Origin of the sequence: Croceicoccus sp. Ery15 (assembly GCF_020985305.1) — a bacterium.
Lineage (GTDB): Bacteria > Pseudomonadota > Alphaproteobacteria > Sphingomonadales > Sphingomonadaceae > Croceicoccus.
Genome location: NZ_CP087588.1, coordinates 1,691,734 through 1,706,857 on the forward strand (window position 1 = coordinate 1,691,734; position 15,124 = coordinate 1,706,857).

At 61.2% G+C, this 15,124-nt stretch carries 17 protein-coding genes and 1 tRNA gene; 8 read left to right on the forward strand and 10 right to left on the reverse strand.

Annotated features, from left to right (window positions below; genetic code table 11):
* Positions 1–116 precede the first annotated feature (116 nt).
* Together LOZ77_RS08320 and LOZ77_RS08325 are read left to right on the forward strand one after the other, a co-directional pair.
* Positions 117–335 carry a hypothetical protein gene (locus tag LOZ77_RS08320; RefSeq protein WP_230281657.1) on the forward strand — a complete coding sequence of 73 codons (219 nt, stop codon included), beginning with the start codon at positions 117–119 and terminating at the stop codon, positions 333–335.
* Positions 336–378: 43 nt separating this feature from the next.
* A complete protein-coding gene (locus LOZ77_RS08325) occupies positions 379–1,362 on the forward strand; it encodes a calcium/sodium antiporter (protein ID WP_230281658.1) in 984 nt (327 codons plus the stop codon).
* A 16-nt stretch (positions 1,363–1,378) separates the two neighbouring features.
* Here the strand turns inward: LOZ77_RS08325 and LOZ77_RS08330 are convergent, their stop codons facing one another.
* Positions 1,379–2,236 carry a DUF1134 domain-containing protein gene (locus LOZ77_RS08330; protein WP_230281659.1) on the reverse strand — a complete coding sequence of 286 codons (858 nt, stop codon included), beginning with the start codon at positions 2,234–2,236 and terminating at the stop codon, positions 1,379–1,381.
* Between the two features lie 312 nt (positions 2,237–2,548).
* Here LOZ77_RS08330 and LOZ77_RS08335 point away from each other — a divergent pair.
* Positions 2,549–2,640: transfer RNA gene (locus LOZ77_RS08335), tRNA-Ser, on the forward strand.
* 335 nt (positions 2,641–2,975) lie between these two features.
* Positions 2,976–4,025, forward strand: coding sequence for a hypothetical protein (locus LOZ77_RS08340; protein ID WP_230281660.1), 1,050 nt, complete (start codon positions 2,976–2,978; stop codon positions 4,023–4,025).
* Here LOZ77_RS08340 and LOZ77_RS17950 read toward each other — a convergent pair.
* The 9 genes from LOZ77_RS17950 to LOZ77_RS08380 form a co-directional block, all read right to left on the reverse strand.
* The gene (locus LOZ77_RS17950) at positions 4,022–4,171 is read right to left on the reverse strand and encodes a hypothetical protein (protein WP_370638060.1); all 150 of its coding nucleotides are present in this window, start codon (positions 4,169–4,171) and stop codon (positions 4,022–4,024) included. The two genes, LOZ77_RS08340 and LOZ77_RS17950, sit on opposite strands and share 4 nt — an antisense overlap.
* On the reverse strand, positions 4,131–4,823 hold the full coding sequence (locus LOZ77_RS08345; RefSeq protein ID WP_230281661.1) for a hypothetical protein: 693 nt from the start codon (positions 4,821–4,823) through the stop codon (positions 4,131–4,133). Before LOZ77_RS08345 ends, LOZ77_RS17950 begins: the two co-directional genes overlap by 41 nt.
* Positions 4,824–4,826: 3 nt before the next feature.
* Entirely contained in the window at positions 4,827–5,687 is an 861-nt protein-coding gene (locus LOZ77_RS08350; RefSeq protein WP_230281662.1) for a hypothetical protein, read from the reverse strand.
* Positions 5,684–5,974: a helix-turn-helix domain-containing protein gene (locus tag LOZ77_RS08355; RefSeq protein ID WP_230281663.1), complete on the reverse strand. Its 291-nt coding sequence runs from the start codon at positions 5,972–5,974 to the stop codon at positions 5,684–5,686. Before LOZ77_RS08355 ends, LOZ77_RS08350 begins: the two co-directional genes overlap by 4 nt.
* Complete coding sequence (locus LOZ77_RS08360; protein ID WP_230281664.1) at positions 5,971–6,174, reverse strand: hypothetical protein; 204 nt, start codon at positions 6,172–6,174, stop codon at positions 5,971–5,973. Before LOZ77_RS08360 ends, LOZ77_RS08355 begins: the two co-directional genes overlap by 4 nt.
* Positions 6,175–6,358: 184 nt before the next feature.
* Positions 6,359–6,547: a helix-turn-helix domain-containing protein gene (locus tag LOZ77_RS08365; protein ID WP_230281665.1), complete on the reverse strand. Its 189-nt coding sequence runs from the start codon at positions 6,545–6,547 to the stop codon at positions 6,359–6,361.
* 88 nt (positions 6,548–6,635) lie between these two features.
* A complete protein-coding gene (locus LOZ77_RS08370) occupies positions 6,636–7,364 on the reverse strand; it encodes a hypothetical protein (RefSeq protein WP_230281666.1) in 729 nt (242 codons plus the stop codon).
* Positions 7,364–8,605 (reverse strand): site-specific integrase, encoded by a 1,242-nt coding sequence (locus LOZ77_RS08375; protein WP_230281667.1) that lies wholly within the window; start codon positions 8,603–8,605, stop codon positions 7,364–7,366. Before LOZ77_RS08375 ends, LOZ77_RS08370 begins: the two co-directional genes overlap by 1 nt.
* A 257-nt stretch (positions 8,606–8,862) precedes the next feature.
* A complete protein-coding gene (locus LOZ77_RS08380; RefSeq protein ID WP_230281668.1) occupies positions 8,863–10,116 on the reverse strand; it encodes an APC family permease in 1,254 nt (417 codons plus the stop codon).
* A gap of 74 nt (positions 10,117–10,190) precedes the next feature.
* Here LOZ77_RS08380 and LOZ77_RS08385 point away from each other — a divergent pair, with 74 nt between their 5' ends.
* The 4 genes from LOZ77_RS08385 (at position 10,191) to LOZ77_RS08400 (ending at position 15,015) form a co-directional block, all read left to right on the forward strand.
* Positions 10,191–12,098: a putative nucleotidyltransferase substrate binding domain-containing protein gene (locus LOZ77_RS08385; protein ID WP_230281669.1), complete on the forward strand. Its 1,908-nt coding sequence runs from the start codon at positions 10,191–10,193 to the stop codon at positions 12,096–12,098.
* A complete protein-coding gene (locus LOZ77_RS08390; protein WP_230281670.1) occupies positions 12,095–12,787 on the forward strand; it encodes an exonuclease domain-containing protein in 693 nt (230 codons plus the stop codon). Before LOZ77_RS08385 ends, LOZ77_RS08390 begins: the two co-directional genes overlap by 4 nt.
* A 154-nt stretch (positions 12,788–12,941) precedes the next feature.
* Entirely contained in the window at positions 12,942–13,226 is a 285-nt protein-coding gene (locus LOZ77_RS08395; protein WP_230281671.1) for a DUF4212 domain-containing protein, read from the forward strand.
* A 13-nt stretch (positions 13,227–13,239) separates the two neighbouring features.
* Complete coding sequence (locus LOZ77_RS08400) at positions 13,240–15,015, forward strand: sodium:solute symporter family protein (RefSeq protein ID WP_230281672.1); 1,776 nt, start codon at positions 13,240–13,242, stop codon at positions 15,013–15,015.
* Positions 15,016–15,124 lie beyond the last annotated feature (109 nt).

The window sequence follows — 15,124 nt, forward strand, 5'->3', positions numbered from 1 at the left end:
ATGCGCGTGATGTCGGACCGCATCGGATCATCCGATGCGCGATCGACGGGCCGAACTTCCTGCTTCCCCACATCGCATCGGTGACCGATCGAACAGCCTCGATCAAGGAGCGATAGATGAAGGGCCGTATTTTCAGACTGACCGAACTTTTGCAAAAGGTGGATCGCCATCTGCGCATGGAAAAGCAGCGGCGTGATCCCGATGCGTGGAACATGCTGCGGCTTCGCCTATTGCGTCATCGCATACGGGCCGCCTTGCACCGCTCCGCCGCCAACCGGTTCAAGCCGCAGCGCGCCATAGACACCCAAGCGGCGTGGCCGGTGCTGCCTGCGTGACACGCCATGCACAATCGGACGCATTTTTGAGAGCACTATTGTCGTGATACTGACCTTGCTGACGCTCGCCATCGGTCTCGCCGGACTGTTGGCGGGCGGCGAATTGCTGGTGCGCGGCGCAGTGCGCCTTGCCGAAAGCGCGGGCGTGTCGCCCCTGATCGTGGGGCTGGTGATTGTCGGCTTTGCGACCTCTGCGCCCGAACTGGTCGCCAGCCTACAGGCCGCGCTGGCCGGTTCACCCGCCATCGCATGGGGCAATATCGCCGGATCGAACATCGCCAATACCTTGCTGATAATGGGTTCGGCGGCACTGATGACCCCGATCGTCATCCGCGCCGACATCGCCAGCCGCGACACGGGCGTCGCGCTGGCCGGTTCGGCAGCGCTGGTTTTGCTGGCGTGGTCGGGCTGGGGCGCGACATGGATCGGCCTCGCCATGCTGGCCGCGCTGATCGCCTATATCGCGCGCTGCTATCAGGAAGAATTGCGCGACCGTTCGGTTTCCGTCCCCAATGCCCCCTATGAACGGGCCGAAGCGGCAGAGATGAAGGAACCGCCCCTGCACGCCAGCGGCAAGGGCTGGACCATTCCCGTGCTGCTGACACTGGGCGGGCTGGCCCTGCTGGTCGTCGGGGGACGGTTTATGGTCGATGCCGCCATCGAACTCGCGCGTATCGCGGGATTGAGCGAAACCGCCATCGGCTTGAGCGTGATCGCCATCGGCACATCGATGCCCGAACTGGTCACATCGGTCATGGCCGCACGCAAGGGCGAGACCGAGGTGGCGTTCGGCAATGTGGTCGGATCGAATATCTATAATCTTCTGGGCATCGGGGGCGTCACCATGGCGATCGCCCCCGCCCCGCTGCCCGCCGGCCTGCTGCCGTGGGATCTTGGCCTGCTCACGCTCAGCGCTGCGGGCCTGCTGTTTGTCGCGCTGCGCTGGCGCAGGGTCGGGCGCAGTCTGGGCGGCGCGCTGGTGCTGGCCTATACCGTCTATCTCACCTGGCTGCTTGTGACCGCATGAGGGTCAGGCCCCCCGGTCAGAACGGCAGCCAGTCCTGTTTCTTGCTGAATTTCATATAGCCCGCGTTGATGCCCAGCCGCGCACCGGCGCCAAGCCGGATCGGGATCAGCACCACATCGCCCTTGCGCATATAGCTGGCATTCAGCCCGCCCACGACATAGGCCGCGCCCTCGCCCGCCGGATAGCGGGTGAACAACTCCTCGCTGTCCCACAGATTATAGACGAGCACGAAGGTCGATGCCGCGTTCGCGCCAAAGTCGAAGCCGACCGACGGACCGGTCCAATAGACTGGCCGCTTGCCTTCGACCTTGTGATACATGGTGCCCGATCCATAGCGGACACCCGCGATGAACGCACCGCCAGCCTCGCGCCCGACGATATAGGCATTGGGTTCGCCCTGATCTTTCAGGATTTTCTCGATCAGGCCCGCAAGCCCTTCGGCACCTTCGCCGAACACGCCCTCGGCCGCCCCCATCAGATCGTCTTCCTGATAGGTCGAGGATGTCGATGCCTGACGGGCGGCCTGTTCGGCGGGCACCACATCGGTGGGCGCCCCCTCTGCAACGGGCGCGGCATAGGGATCGTATGGCGCGCCCTGTTCCGAAGCAGGCGGTGCATAGGGATCCTGTGCCGGCGAAGGGGCTGGATCCGGTGACGGTGACGGTGCCGGTGCCGGCGCGGGCTGTACCGCATAGGGATCGCCCGCCATCGCATCGCCCGACACAGGCGGCAATTCACCGTTCAGATCACCATCGATCGCCCCGCCGGACGATTGATAGGCGCCGGAATTATAGGTCGTGTTCGGATCGATCGTCTGGATCTGCGCCAGTGCGGGCTGTGCCGCCAATCCGAAACCGGCCAATCCGAAAGCCATCGGCAAAAGCGCCGATGCCCGCCTGGCAAAGTTGGAGCGCATGTTCATCGGTAATACCCCGTCGTGTTCGTGTCCGCATCCTGCCGGACCGGCGCCGTGGCGACCTGTCCGCATTGCGATGCCACGCATGTCGTTCGTGGCTGCCTGAATCCATGCAGCCATTCCGGCAATGAATGGGCGGTGAATCGAATCCATTTCGCGCCGGATCGAGTCCCCCGCCCCACTTATCCGCCGCTTTCTGCAAGCTTTGCCCGCAATGGCAAAAGCAGCCTTGATGGCCGCGATAACGCTCGCTATAGGCCCCCTTCTTCCGGAGACGTGGGTGAGTGGCTGAAACCAGTTCCCTGCTAAGGAACCAGACGGGGTAACCTGTCTCGAGGGTTCGAATCCCTCCGTCTCCGCCATTGCGCTTTGATTTTATTGATATTTTTACAAGATCGGCGCTCTATCCCCCTAAACGTCCCCCAAAAGTGGTTATGCTGCGCCATGTGCATGGCCAGTCCGTTGCACCCGATGAGTTGCAAACGGCTCGCGAATGGCTGCTAGCTTTAGCCCATCCAAGCCGCTCAATTCCCCTAGCGCACAATCTGCAAAAACGTCTTATTAAATGTCGCACCCTATAGTTGCTGCGAAAACAGCTTAACGGAAACTAAGTGCGCCAATGTTCGACAGATGCTTTACATCGGTAGCGGCACTCGCGAGTGTCTCAATCCTCACAGTAGGATTTTCTGCACCAGCAATGGCAGCAGAGATTGAAGCTGTTTCATTGGATTCCGATCTTACGGCTATTTTAGTCACAGGAGACATAGAAGCCGGTGACGCACTGAGCTTTCGGAATGAAGCTGCAAAAGTCGATCAAGCAATTGTTATGCTGGAAAGCGACGGAGGAAGCACCCTTGAGGCAATCGAAATTGGGGAAGCAATTCGACTAAAAGGTTTCTCCACCCTCGTTATAAACGGTTCGGATTGTTTTTCAGCATGCGCTCTAATCTGGCTGGCTGGCGCTCCCCGATCATTATCCAAATCTGCACGGGTAGGTTTTCATGCCAGTTATACGGACTCAAATGGGCAGCGCATGGAATCGGGAGTGGGGAACGCTCTTGTGGGTCGATACCTTACCCTTCTCAATCTCCCCGCCAAGGCCGTTGTATATACGACCTCTGCGCCTCCAAACGGGCTGAATTGGGTCAACCAAAGCAATTACAGCACGGTTGGAATCGACATCAAATTCATTGATGACTGGACCGATGACAGCGGGGACGACAAGAACAGCAGACAAGAAAATCCCGAAAGTCCGCAAAATTACTCTCAGTATCAACAGACGAGTCAAACGACAGTTTTGAAAAATATCGGCGCATGGACAATTGGCATTGACCACACGCTCAATGAATCATGCTTCGCTGTAGTACCTTACAAAGAGGGAACCGTATTCCGCATAGGATTTAACTATTCAACAAATTCTAATTACGTGATGATTGGTAACAACGCTTGGCAATCATTGAGGGATGGCGACAAGCACAATCTTGTATATCAATTTGATGACTTAGAGCCTTGGGATGCACCAGCAAGTGTAGTCACAATGGGAAATTCCAGCTTCCTATGGACTAACTTCAGCAACAATGAATTTTGGGATGAATTTGTCAGCGCAAGTTGGCTCAACATTTCGCGCGGAGATCGTTCAATCGGTAGTCTATCGCTTTACCAGTCAGCCGAGGCTATGAGCGCCCTTGCTGATTGCCAAAAGACTGCCAACCGCTCCCGGCAGGCATCCGACCCATTTGCGGATTAGCCTAGCAAAGTCTCCAATCGCCGCAATTCCTTAACTAGCCGCTCAGTGGCGACAGATCGCGCCCCATGTTTCCAAGCATTGCGATTACCCACGGGAGCGCCGGGATTAGTCCCGCCGTGCATCCGGCACCGCTTCCGCCCCTTCACCGCTGGCGATTGGCACTCCGTCCCCTTGCGGGTTTTTGCCAAGCATCGGGGCGCTCGCGCCAGCCGCTCCGGTTGCATGGGATTGTTCGCTTGTTTTGACATTTTTGCTGCCCCCCGTGTGATGGTGGAATTGATCGGCAACGATAGCCTGCCCGCCCTCATTGACATGAACGTGCCGCACCGTTTGCTCGCGCGGCTGGTGTAACTTGGCCAGAGCCTCCAAAGTGGCGCGGGACTGCGCTTGCGCCTTAAAAGCCAGCCGCATGTAATTTGCCGCCGCGTCGGGATAGTGCCCCATGTTTAACGCTCCGCGACGGGCCAGTTCGGTAAACATGCAATCCAAGGTAAGCGCCTGCGTCACGAGGGTTTGGCTTGCCGTTTCTAGATCGCCGCCCGCCGCCGCTTTGCCGCGCGCTTGCAAGTCGCTGAGGTAGTCTCCCAAATCGGGCTGGTCGCCTTCCGGCAGGCCTTTCAGGATCGGCCCCTGAAACTCCATCACCGCCACCCCGTGACGGACAAAAGGGCCGTTGAGCTTATGCGCGACTGCTACTCCTGCCTTTTCGCCCTCATGTTGCTCGACTTGCAGTGCGCCCGGCTTGCTTTTGCCAGTGCCGACGGTTTGCGGCTGGTCGCCCTTTTTCTTTCTCGCCATAATCTAAACCTCTTTACCTTTCGCGCGCGTCCGCGCGGAATGCGCCAAGTCTGAATGAGCTTTGCGCGCCGATGGCCCGATGTTCTGCGAAGCGCTGCACCGCTTGCCTATGACAAGCCCGCCCGGTTCCAATCGCTCCAGGCCAAATTTAGCCACCGCGTCCGGTGCCGCCCCTTTCAGGACATAGCCAAACACGGTCGCCAGATTGGCCGCGTGAAGTTCGGGGTTGCTCCATTCCAAGCCCAGCCGCCCGCCTATGGGATCGCTATGGATGACTTTGGCGCGATAGGCCTTGCCGGTAATCCTGCGCAGCCAGCCCTTTTGCTTTTTCATCATAGCTGAGACTCGTTCAGCGGGGATATGGGCCAGCAAATGGCAGTGACCTCCCTTACCAGCGCCGCCTTCATGCACCCAAACCCAAGCTGTTTGCTGGCCTTTCCGCGCCAGCAGTTTCGTCATCAGGTCGATGAACCGGCCCGTCGCTTTCGCCATCCCGTCCAAGGGAATGCCTGCCGCCTCCCAATGGATCGTTATCATGCGGTTGAACGGTAGCCCGATCATTCGGGCATGATCGGTCGCAGCGATCAGACTGCCAACTTGCGCCTCGCTCAGTGCATGGCTTTCGCGGTATGCGCAATTACGCGCCCCGCCCCTGCCAGTGCTGCAAGACAAATTGGCTGCCACACCTATAAGTGAGTTACTTACTGCACGGATCGTGCCAGCATCCGGCAGCGGCGGTTTTCTGCGAGTTTTCGGGCGGCGGCGTGCCTTTGAAACTTCACCGAATTTGCAGGCCGGTGAAGTTTCAAAAGTGCCGCCATGCCGATTGCAGGCATCCTGCTTAGGCATGGCGGCGACTCTCATGCTGCTACCCAGACAATGGCCATTTTGCCGGTCGCATTGCGCCTGCGTTCGCCGCTGTCACAGATAAGGCCCTTGCGCCGCAACTCGCTGGTGCGCGGCTGGATCGAATAGCGATCCATCCCCAGCCGCTCGGCCAGTTCATCGGCGGTTCGGCCCCGCGCGCCTGCTTCGCGGATAGCCTCATGCGCCATCTGTTGAAGCCGCCCCAGCTTGGGAGCGAGCGCGTTAGCCGCTGCTACGGACGTTTCAACATTCCGGTGCCCCGGTGCATTGGGATAGGCGCTCATTGCGTTTCTCCCGCTGCCAGAGGCGGCAAGCCAGCCCTGTCCAAGAGCTTCGCCAGCCAATCGGCCTGAGCCTCGCTCATGGGCGAATCATCGACCGCAAGCTGCCCCAAGAATTGGCCCGCCTTGCGGCTAAGCCGATATGCGCCGTTCAGCAGAGTCAACGCGGCTTCACGATGGCTTGTGAAAGGGTGATCAGTCATTTGTTGCCTCCCCAAGCCAGAGAGAGCAGATCGTTTGTGCCATCGACTGCGAGAGACAAAAGCGGTCCGCAATAAGTTGCGAACGCCAATGCGAGCGGGTATAGGTCGAGTGCGTTTGGCTTCCAATCAATTCGCACCCGACCCGGCCCCCCAAAGGCCGGGTTCGGTCTTTCTGGATCATGGCTCATGCTCCCGCCTGATAGGTGGGAAGGCTGGCCAGATAGGCTTCCAAATCTTGGAAACCGATCAGGGTTCGACGGCCTGCTTTGCGGGCAGTCAAATCACCCCGTTTCAGCGCCTCATAGATTGAGGTGCGAGACATGCCCGACACCTTGACGGCATCGGGGATTGTAATGGCGATTGGTGTTTGCATGTTCTTGTGTCCCGCAAGGCCCCAGCGGAATTGCGGGAACGTTGCTGGACACTTTGAGCCGCCACTTCATTCCGAGGAACAGAGGGGGTTATTCGGAAACTTTCGCGGGTGGATTAACCCACTCATGCGCCAGCAGAATTTTAGCCCATTCCAGTGGACGGGACCGAGCCAATTCACTCGCCATGGATATATCAACTTCCATGCGGTCAGGACTCTTGCCGTCTTTACGCTGGTGGATTCTCTCACGAAGCTCTTTCAGTTCCGCTGCCGTAACTCGAACACCCCAGCATGATTCATTGATCAGTTTCGCAGCGAGTTGCGTGCCCGGTTTAACGAAGGGGCGCATGCCTTCATGCCGACAATGCCGAACGCAACATTCCGTCACGATTGCCAGCTTACCCTCAAACTCCAATTGCATAACCGACTTCGGCGGCGTTCCACCCGAGCTTGTTCGAGCTGGTCTGAATATCGCACTGTCTCTGCCATTATCAGCATCAACGATGGCCTCCATTACCGCCTCAATTGGTCGCACGGTTGCATGTGGCATGCCCCTGCTCGTCAGGTAGTCGATAAGATCCGTCATGGCACGATAGACTCCGTATCGCCCGCCATCGCCATGATGCTGAAAAAATTCGGTCGATACAGCCAAGCGTTCTTGGAGAAGATCGAATGCCACGCCCCGGCCCTCTGTTACCGGTAGTCGCTCCAATAACTTGTCTCGTGGTCGAACCCGCACATCGCCTGATTCAGGATCAACCTCATAATTCAGAGCTGAGCGAGGCAGCAAAGTGCGCTTAGTGCCCGAACCGTAATCCATTATGCCGCTCCCCGTATCGGCGTGACCTTTTCCCCAGCCGCCCCACCGCTTGCGCAATAGGTCGCCCAATCGCTCATAAGCCGCCGCCGCTTGTCGAACAGATCGCCGCGCCGATATGCCCGCTCAACCCTGTTTTCGATGGTATGGGCCAGTGCCATTTCGGCAACCTCATGGGCATAGCCGGTGCATTCCGCTGCCCAATCGCGGAAGCCGGAACGGAAGCCATGCACGGTAACGTCAATCTTCATCCGGCGTAGCAGCATCGTCATTGCCATGCCGGACAGCTTGCCGCCCTGCGCGCCGGGAAAGAGCCATTCGCTGCCCAACGGCTTCAAGCCTTCCAGAATTTCGACCGCTCGCGGCGATAGTGGGACGCGATGCTCTTTCGCTGCCTTCATGCGCTCGGCAGGGATCGTCCAGATTGCCTTTACAGTATCGACCTCGGCCCAAGTCGCGCCAATCACCTCGCCAGATCGCGCAGCGGTCAGGATCGTAAATTCAAGCGCCAGCGCCGCCATTGCTTCCCGCTTGCGCAATGCGCCCATGAATGCCGGTATCTCGGCATAGGGCATGGCCTTGTGGTGGCCGCGCGATAGCTTTGTTCGGGCGGGCAGGATTTGTGCCAGATGGCCCCGCCAGCGGGCGGGGTTTTCCCCCTTGCGATAACCCCGCGCCTTCGCCGCATCGAGCACGGTTTCAATCCGGCCACGTATGCGGCTGGCAGTCTCGGCCTTACCTTTCCAGATCGGTTCCAAGATTTGCAGGACATGCGGGGTATCGACCTCACCAACCGGCAGATTGCCAATCACCGGATAGACATAGCTGGAAAGCGTATTTTTCCATTGTTGGCGATGCTTGGCATTGCGCCAACTATCCTCGTTCGCCTCAATGTAAGCCTCAGCCACGGCCTTGAATGTGACACCGGCCACCTTGGCAGCCTGTTGCGCCGCAAGCGCCTCAGCGGCTTCCCTGTCGCGTTCTGCGAGCGGATCAATGCCCGCCCTCACCTTCAAGCGCAGTTCGTCCCGCGCGGCCCGCGCATCGGCCAGCGATATACCGCCCTTGCCAGCCGCGCCTAATCCTACGTCCCGCGATTTGCCGTCCAGCATGAAGCGGTAAATCCAAGACTTGGCCCCGCTCTCTTTCACGATCAGGCGCAGCCCGCCCCCGTCGCTATGGCTGCCGGGTTTCGCGTTCTTTACCGCCAGCGGCGTGAGCGCATTGCTGAGTTTCTTTGGCATTGCGGTTCCCATCGGGGGACTGACTGCCAGAGCCTTGCCGGTTTGGCGGAAATGGCGGCGCTCCCCTAAACGTCCCCCGAAAATAGCCTGTTTTTAGGGGGACGCAAGCGAACAGTGTCGGACGGTCAAAATGCGGGATGCTTTCTAAACCCACGTATTTTAGCCGCTTTATGGGATAATTTCGGATCGTTCCGGACGGTGGTTTGGGGGACTCCGTCTCCGCCATTTCCCGACCATTGCAGGCATGCTCCGCTTCCTCATGCGAAGACGCGGGTGGCGATCAGTGCAAGGCTGGTCACGATTCCCATGGCCGGTACGATCGCGGGAAAGCATCGCACGCCCTGGGGCGCGGGTTCGCCGCGGGCCTTGATCGCCAGCAGCGCGGCGCAGGCGGCGGTAAAGATCAGCAACATCAACAGGCTGGTGCCCGCCGCAAGCTGTTCGGTGGGAAAGGCCAGTGCCAGCAGGGCGACGACGGCCCCGCTAAGGATTGTGGCCAGAACCGGCGTGGCCGTGCGCGGATGTATGCGCGCAAGCCACGACGGAGCCGCCCCGCGGCGCACGCCAAGGTCGTAGATGACGCGCGATGCCATCACGATCTGCGCCAGCGCGCCGTTCAGGATCGTCACCAGCCCGATCAGTGCCAGCAGATCGGCCGGACCGTTGTGCGCCGCCAGAATGTCGCTGAGCGGTGCGCCGCTGTCGCGCAGGGTTTCGGGCGGCACGGCCGATACCGCGATGGCCGAGACCAGCAGATACAGCACCAGTGCCCCTGCCAACGAAACGACGATGGCAAAGGGGATCGCACGCTTCGGGTCGCGCGCTTCCTCTGCCAAAGTCGCCAGATCCTCGAACCCGATAAAGGCATAGAACGACAGCACCGCGCCTGCCATCACGCTGCCTGCCAGCGGCAAAACCGGCCCCGCATCCAGCGCCGCGCCGAAAGCGGCCGGGAAATGCGCAAGTTCGCCGCCCAGAAACCCGATCACCAGCAGCAGGCCGCCGATTTCCAGCGCCGTGGTCAACGCCATGAACCATGCCGCCTGCTTCACCCCCATCGCGGCCACCGCGGTCAGCACGCCCGCGACCAGCGGCACCAGCAGCGCGTCGGGCAAGGCCACGAAGACGGACAGATATCCGGCAAAGCCCGTGGTAATCGTCGCGGCCGATACCAACCCCGTCAGGATCAGCGCCCAGCCGGTGATGCCGGTCAGCCAGCGCCGGTTGAAACCGCGCGCGATATAGGCCGCAGAACCGCCGCTTTCGGGGATGCGCGCGCTCAGCTCGGCATAGGACAGGCCGGTGAAACCCGCCGCGACAGCCGCCGCCAGAAAGGCCAGCGGCGCCAGTGCCCCCGCCTCGCCCGCGACCTTGCCGACCACTACGTAAATGCCCGCGCCAAGGATCGTGCCGATGCCGTAAACGGCCAGCATCCCGCGCGACAGCGCCGGTTTCAGTGCAGTTTCGCGATTGGCCATACCGTCCGCATTCCCCTTGTTGCCGGTGCGCATGCGTCACCCGCCCACCAATACGACCTTTCGCCGATGGACCGGAAGGGCCGACAGGCATAGCGTGCCCGATTGCCATGACACAGACGCGACCCCACGCACCGGTCGAACCCGAAGAATTGCGCGGTTTTCTTGCCAGCCATCCGCCTTTCGCGCGGCTTGGCGGCGATGCGCTGACCGCGCTGATGCAAGGGTGCGAAATCAGCTATCACCGGCGCGGCAGCACGGTGACGCGGGCGGGCGACGACAACCGGTTCCTGTCGGTGGTGCGGTCGGGCGCGGTCGAATTGCGGCTGGGCGGCACCGACCTTCACGCGCGTCTGGGGGAAGGCGAATGCTTCGGCTATCCCTCTCTGATCCGCGGCGGCCCTGCGCAGAACGAGGTTCTGGCGATCGAGGATACGCTGCTTTACCGCATCGCCCGCCCCGCCTTTCTGGCGCTGCGCGAGGCCAATGCCGATTTCCGCGCCTTTTTTGATACGGACGAATCGGGCCGGCTGCGACGCGCGCTGGAAGCGATGCGCCGCCAGGTGCAATCGGGCGATCCCGCGGCAGAGGTACTGGGCGTGCATGGCCCCGTATCCTCGCTGCATCGCAGGCGAGAGGTCGTGACCGCCACGCCCGACATGTCGATTGCCGATGCCGCGCGGCTGATGGCCAATCGCGACGTATCCACCCTGCCCGTCACCGGTGGCGGGCAGTTGCAGGGCATCGTCACCGACAAGGATTTGCGCCGCCGCGTGCTGGCCCCCGCGCTCGATCCCGCGCGCCCGCTGGCCGATATCATGACCCGCGATCCCGTCACCGCGGTCGAGGATACGCCCGTGCTGACCGCGCTGGTGATGATGGCCGAACGCCAGATCCATCACCTGCCCGTGACGGACGCCACCGGCACGCTGGTGGCGGTGATTTCGTCGAACGACATTCTTGCGCGACTGGGATCGAACAGCCTGCTGATCGCCAAGGAGATCGCCGCCGCCGCCGATGCGAGGGAAGTGGCGCGCGCCGCGGCGCAATTGCCCGATGCGCTGGGCGGGCTGGTGGCGGCGGGCGTCGATGCCGATCACTTGTCGCGCTATGTCTCTACCATCGGCGAGAGCGCGCACCGGCGCATTCTGGCACTGGCCGAGGAAGAGCTTGGCCCGCCGCCTGCCCCCTATGCGCTGGTCTGTTTCGGATCGCTGGCACGCGCGGAACAGGCATTGGGATCGGATCAGGACAACGGGTTCGTGTTCGGCGACGGTGACGGATCGGCGGGCAGCGATCCCTATTTCATCGACCTCGCCCGCCGCCTTGCCGACGGGCTGGACGGGGCGGGATACCGGTATTGCCCCGGCGACATCATGGCGACCAATCCGGCCTGGCGCCGCAGCGTTACCGAATGGCAGGCGCATTTCGATGGCTGGATGAATGCGCCCGACCCCGATGCCATCCTGCAAAGCACGATCTTTTTCGACATGCGCTGCCTTGCGGGCGATGCCGCGCTGGTCGAACGGCTGCGCGCGCATGTGTTCGCCGCCGCCAGCGCCAATCGCATATTCCTGTCCTTTATCGCCCGCGCCGCCGCCAGCACGCGCGTGCCGTTGGGATTCTTCCGCAACTTCCTGCTGCAGGACGACGCGAACGAGGGGCAGGTGCTGGATCTGAAGACACAGGCCATCGCCCCCATCGTCGATATCGCGCGGGTCCATGCGCTGGCCAATGACATCACGGCGACCAACACGCTGGAACGGCTGCGCGCGGCGGTGGATGCAGGCAGCATGGACGCCGATCCCTCCCGCGATCTGGCCGCTGCGTTTGAATTCGTGCGCGATGTGCGCCTGCGCCATCAGGCCGAACAGGTGGCGCGGGGCGAAGCGCCGTCGAACAAGCTGCCGCCTGCGCAATTGTCGCGTTTCGACCGCGAACATCTGCGCGATGCGTTCAAGCTGATCCGCGACCAGCTGGACCGGACGCGCAGCCGGTTTGCGGGGGGCATCACGTGATCCTGCCCTTCTGGCCGGGCCGCGAGGGGCGTTTCCGCCGCCGGTTCGATCAGGCCGCCGCGATGGCGCCCGCCGGTCCGCTGCGCGCGTTCTATGCCGCCCCGTTGCCTGCATTCGACACGGATGCGCATGCGCTGGACATGATTGCCATCGACCTCGAAACCGACGGGCTGGATTTCGCGTCCAGCGCGATACTGGAAGCAGGCATCGTTCCCGCCCGCATCGGATCGATCGCGGCATCGGGTTCGCGTCGCATCCGGTTCCGCCCTGCACAGGCATTGCAGGCCAGCAGCGTCGTCGTTCACCGCATCACCGACGACGCGCTGGCCGATGCCCTGCCCGAAGAGGATGCGCTGGCCCTTCTGTTGTCCGCGCTGGCGGGAAAGGTGCTGGTCGCCCATTTCGCCGAGATCGAGGCGGGATTTCTGAATGCCGTGTGTCAGCGCGTCTATGGCGCGCCCTTTGTCGCGCCCTTCATCTGCACCATGCAACTGGAAAACCGCTGGTTTCCGCGCACCCGCGCTGCCGACGGGCTGCGCCTCGGCAAGCTGCGGGCGGGCTATCGGCTGCCTGCCTATCGCGCGCATGACGGGCTGACCGATGCGCTGGCCTGCGCCGAATTGCTGATGGCGCAAATCGCACACCACGGTGCCGAAAACCTGACATTGGCGGATCTGCTGCGGCGGTAGGAACAGGCGCCTGTCCCTGCTGTCGCCGCCGCCGCTCCGGGCATTAGACCAAAGTCGCTCTGTAAAAGAGGTCCCCGTTCCTTAACCCTTCCTGTCAGATCGCGCCTGAAACCGGTGTGGTTCCCACAACGAAAGATAAGAGGGGGAGGACGATATGTCCGACGAAAGTCCCGACGACGCCGTAGCCGGTAACGGCCACGAAGGCGCCTATTGGAAAGAGAATATACGTCTGCTGCTGACCCTGATGGCGATCTGGTTCGTCGTCTCGTTCGGGTTCGGCATATTGCTTCGCGATTTTCTGGACCAGTTCATGCTGGGCGGGTTTCCGCTGGGCTTCTGGTTCGCGCAGCAAGGTTCGATCTATGTCTTCATCGTGTTGGTGTTTTACTACGCCTGGAAGATGAAGAAGATCGAGCAGCACTACGACCTTCACGATTGAGCGGGAGGCGGACATGTCCACACAGACACTGATCTATATCTTCGTCGCCGTCAGCTTCGCGCTGTATATCGGCATCGCCATCTGGTCGCGCGCCGGTTCGACCAAGGAATTCTATGTCGCGGGCGGCGGGGTTCACCCCGTGGTCAACGGCATGGCCACCGCTGCCGACTGGATGAGTGCGGCAAGCTTTATCTCGATGGCAGGTCTTATCGCCTTCATGGGCTATGACGGTTCGGTCTATCTGATGGGCTGGACCGGCGGATATGTGGTTCTGGCCTTGTTGCTGGCGCCCTATCTGCGCAAGTTCGGCCAGTTCACCGTGCCCGATTTCATCGGCACGCGTTACTATTCCAAGGTTGCGCGCACGGTGGCGGTAATCTGCCTGATCTTTATCTCCTTCACCTATATCGCCGGGCAGATGCGCGGCGTGGGCATCGTGTTCAGCCGGTTCCTCGACGTGTCGGTCGAACTGGGCGTGATCATCGGCATGTGCATCGTGTTCTTCTATGCGGTGCTGGGCGGCATGAAGGGCATTACCTATACGCAGGTGGCGCAATATTGCGTGCTGATCTTCGCCTATATGGTGCCTGCCTTCTTCATCTCGATGCTGATCACGGGCAATCCGATTCCGCAGATCGGTCTGGGCTCTACCGTCAATGACGGTTCGGGGATGTATGTCCTCGAAAAGCTCGACAGTTCGCTTCAGGCCATGGGTTTCGGTCCCTATACCGATGGCAGCAAGTCGATGATCGACGTGTTCTGCATCACCGCCGCGCTGATGATCGGCACGGCCGGCCTGCCCCACGTGATCGTCCGCTTCTTCACCGTCCCCAAGGCGTCCGACGCGCGCAAGTCGGCCGGTTGGGCGCTGGTTTTCATTGCGCTGCTATACACCACGGCCCCTGCGGTCGCGGCCTTTGCGCGCCTGAACTTCAACGACACGGTAAACAACACCGCCTATGCCGAAGCGCCGGGCTGGTTCACCAACTGGGAAGCCAATAATCTGATCGCTTTCGACGACAAGAACGGCGACGGCGTGATGACGGTGGCCGCGGGCGATGCGTTCAAGGGCGCGCCCGAATATACCGCAGAGCGTGGTCCTGCGGGCAACCGCATGGTCGCGAACGAAAGCAACCCCGACAGCGTGAACGAAGTCTATCTGGACCGCGACATCATCGTGCTGGCCAATCCGGAAATCGCCAATCTTCCTGGCTGGGTGATCGCCCTTGTGGCGGCGGGCGGACTGGCTGCGGCGTTGTCGACGGCGGCGGGCCTGCTGCTGGTAATCTCCACCGCGGTCAGCCACGATCTGCTGAAATCCACCTTCAAGCCGGAAATCTCGGAAAAGGGTGAGCTTTTGGCGGCACGTCTGGCGGCAACAGCGGCGATCGTGGTGGCCGGCGTGCTGGGCATCTATCCTCCGGGCTGGGTGGCACAGGTCGTTGCCTTTGCGTTCGGCCTTGCAGCGGCATCGCTGTTCCCCGCGATTTTCATGGGCATCTTTACCAAGGCCATGAACAAGGAAGGCGCGATTGCAGGTATGGTGAGCGGCCTTGCCTTCACCTTCATCTACATCGCTTATTTCAAGCTGTGGAATCCGGATGCCAATGTGGCCGAAAACTGGCTATTCGGCATCTCGCCCGAAGGCGTCGGCGTGATCGGCATGCTGATCAACTTTGCCGTCGCCGTCGCGGTGATGAAGATGACCGCCAAGCCGCCGGTTGAAATCGCCCGACTGGTCGATTCCATCCGCGTGCCGCGCGGCGCCGCCGGGGCCCATGCACACTAGGCCCCAACGCGCAAACCCGGACATTACGCACCGGAACTGAATGACCGGAAGGGGGCGGCAGGAAATTGTCGCCCCCTTTCGTTTTTGCGCTATCACGGCAAACCGCAAA

Coding starts and splice junctions, on each gene's coding strand:
- LOZ77_RS08320 (WP_230281657.1), top strand. CDS start 117: ATGAAGGGCCGTATTTTCAGACTGACCGAACTTTTGCAAAAGGTGGAT.
- LOZ77_RS08330 (WP_230281659.1), bottom strand. CDS start 2,236: ATGGCTTTCGGATTGGCCGGTTTCGGATTGGCGGCACAGCCCGCACTG.
- LOZ77_RS08340 (WP_230281660.1), top strand. CDS start 2,976: ATGGCAGCAGAGATTGAAGCTGTTTCATTGGATTCCGATCTTACGGCT.
- LOZ77_RS08345 (WP_230281661.1), bottom strand. CDS start 4,823: ATGGCGAGAAAGAAAAAGGGCGACCAGCCGCAAACCGTCGGCACTGGC.
- LOZ77_RS08350 (WP_230281662.1), bottom strand. CDS start 5,687: ATGAGAGTCGCCGCCATGCCTAAGCAGGATGCCTGCAATCGGCATGGC.
- LOZ77_RS08355 (WP_230281663.1), bottom strand. CDS start 5,974: ATGAGCGCCTATCCCAATGCACCGGGGCACCGGAATGTTGAAACGTCC.
- LOZ77_RS08360 (WP_230281664.1), bottom strand. CDS start 6,174: ATGACTGATCACCCTTTCACAAGCCATCGTGAAGCCGCGTTGACTCTG.
- LOZ77_RS08365 (WP_230281665.1), bottom strand. CDS start 6,547: ATGCAAACACCAATCGCCATTACAATCCCCGATGCCGTCAAGGTGTCG.
- LOZ77_RS08370 (WP_230281666.1), bottom strand. CDS start 7,364: ATGGATTACGGTTCGGGCACTAAGCGCACTTTGCTGCCTCGCTCAGCT.
- LOZ77_RS08375 (WP_230281667.1), bottom strand. CDS start 8,605: ATGCCAAAGAAACTCAGCAATGCGCTCACGCCGCTGGCGGTAAAGAAC.
- LOZ77_RS08380 (WP_230281668.1), bottom strand. CDS start 10,116: ATGCGCACCGGCAACAAGGGGAATGCGGACGGTATGGCCAATCGCGAA.
- LOZ77_RS08385 (WP_230281669.1), top strand. CDS start 10,191: ATGACACAGACGCGACCCCACGCACCGGTCGAACCCGAAGAATTGCGC.
- LOZ77_RS08395 (WP_230281671.1), top strand. CDS start 12,942: ATGTCCGACGAAAGTCCCGACGACGCCGTAGCCGGTAACGGCCACGAA.
- LOZ77_RS08400 (WP_230281672.1), top strand. CDS start 13,240: ATGTCCACACAGACACTGATCTATATCTTCGTCGCCGTCAGCTTCGCG.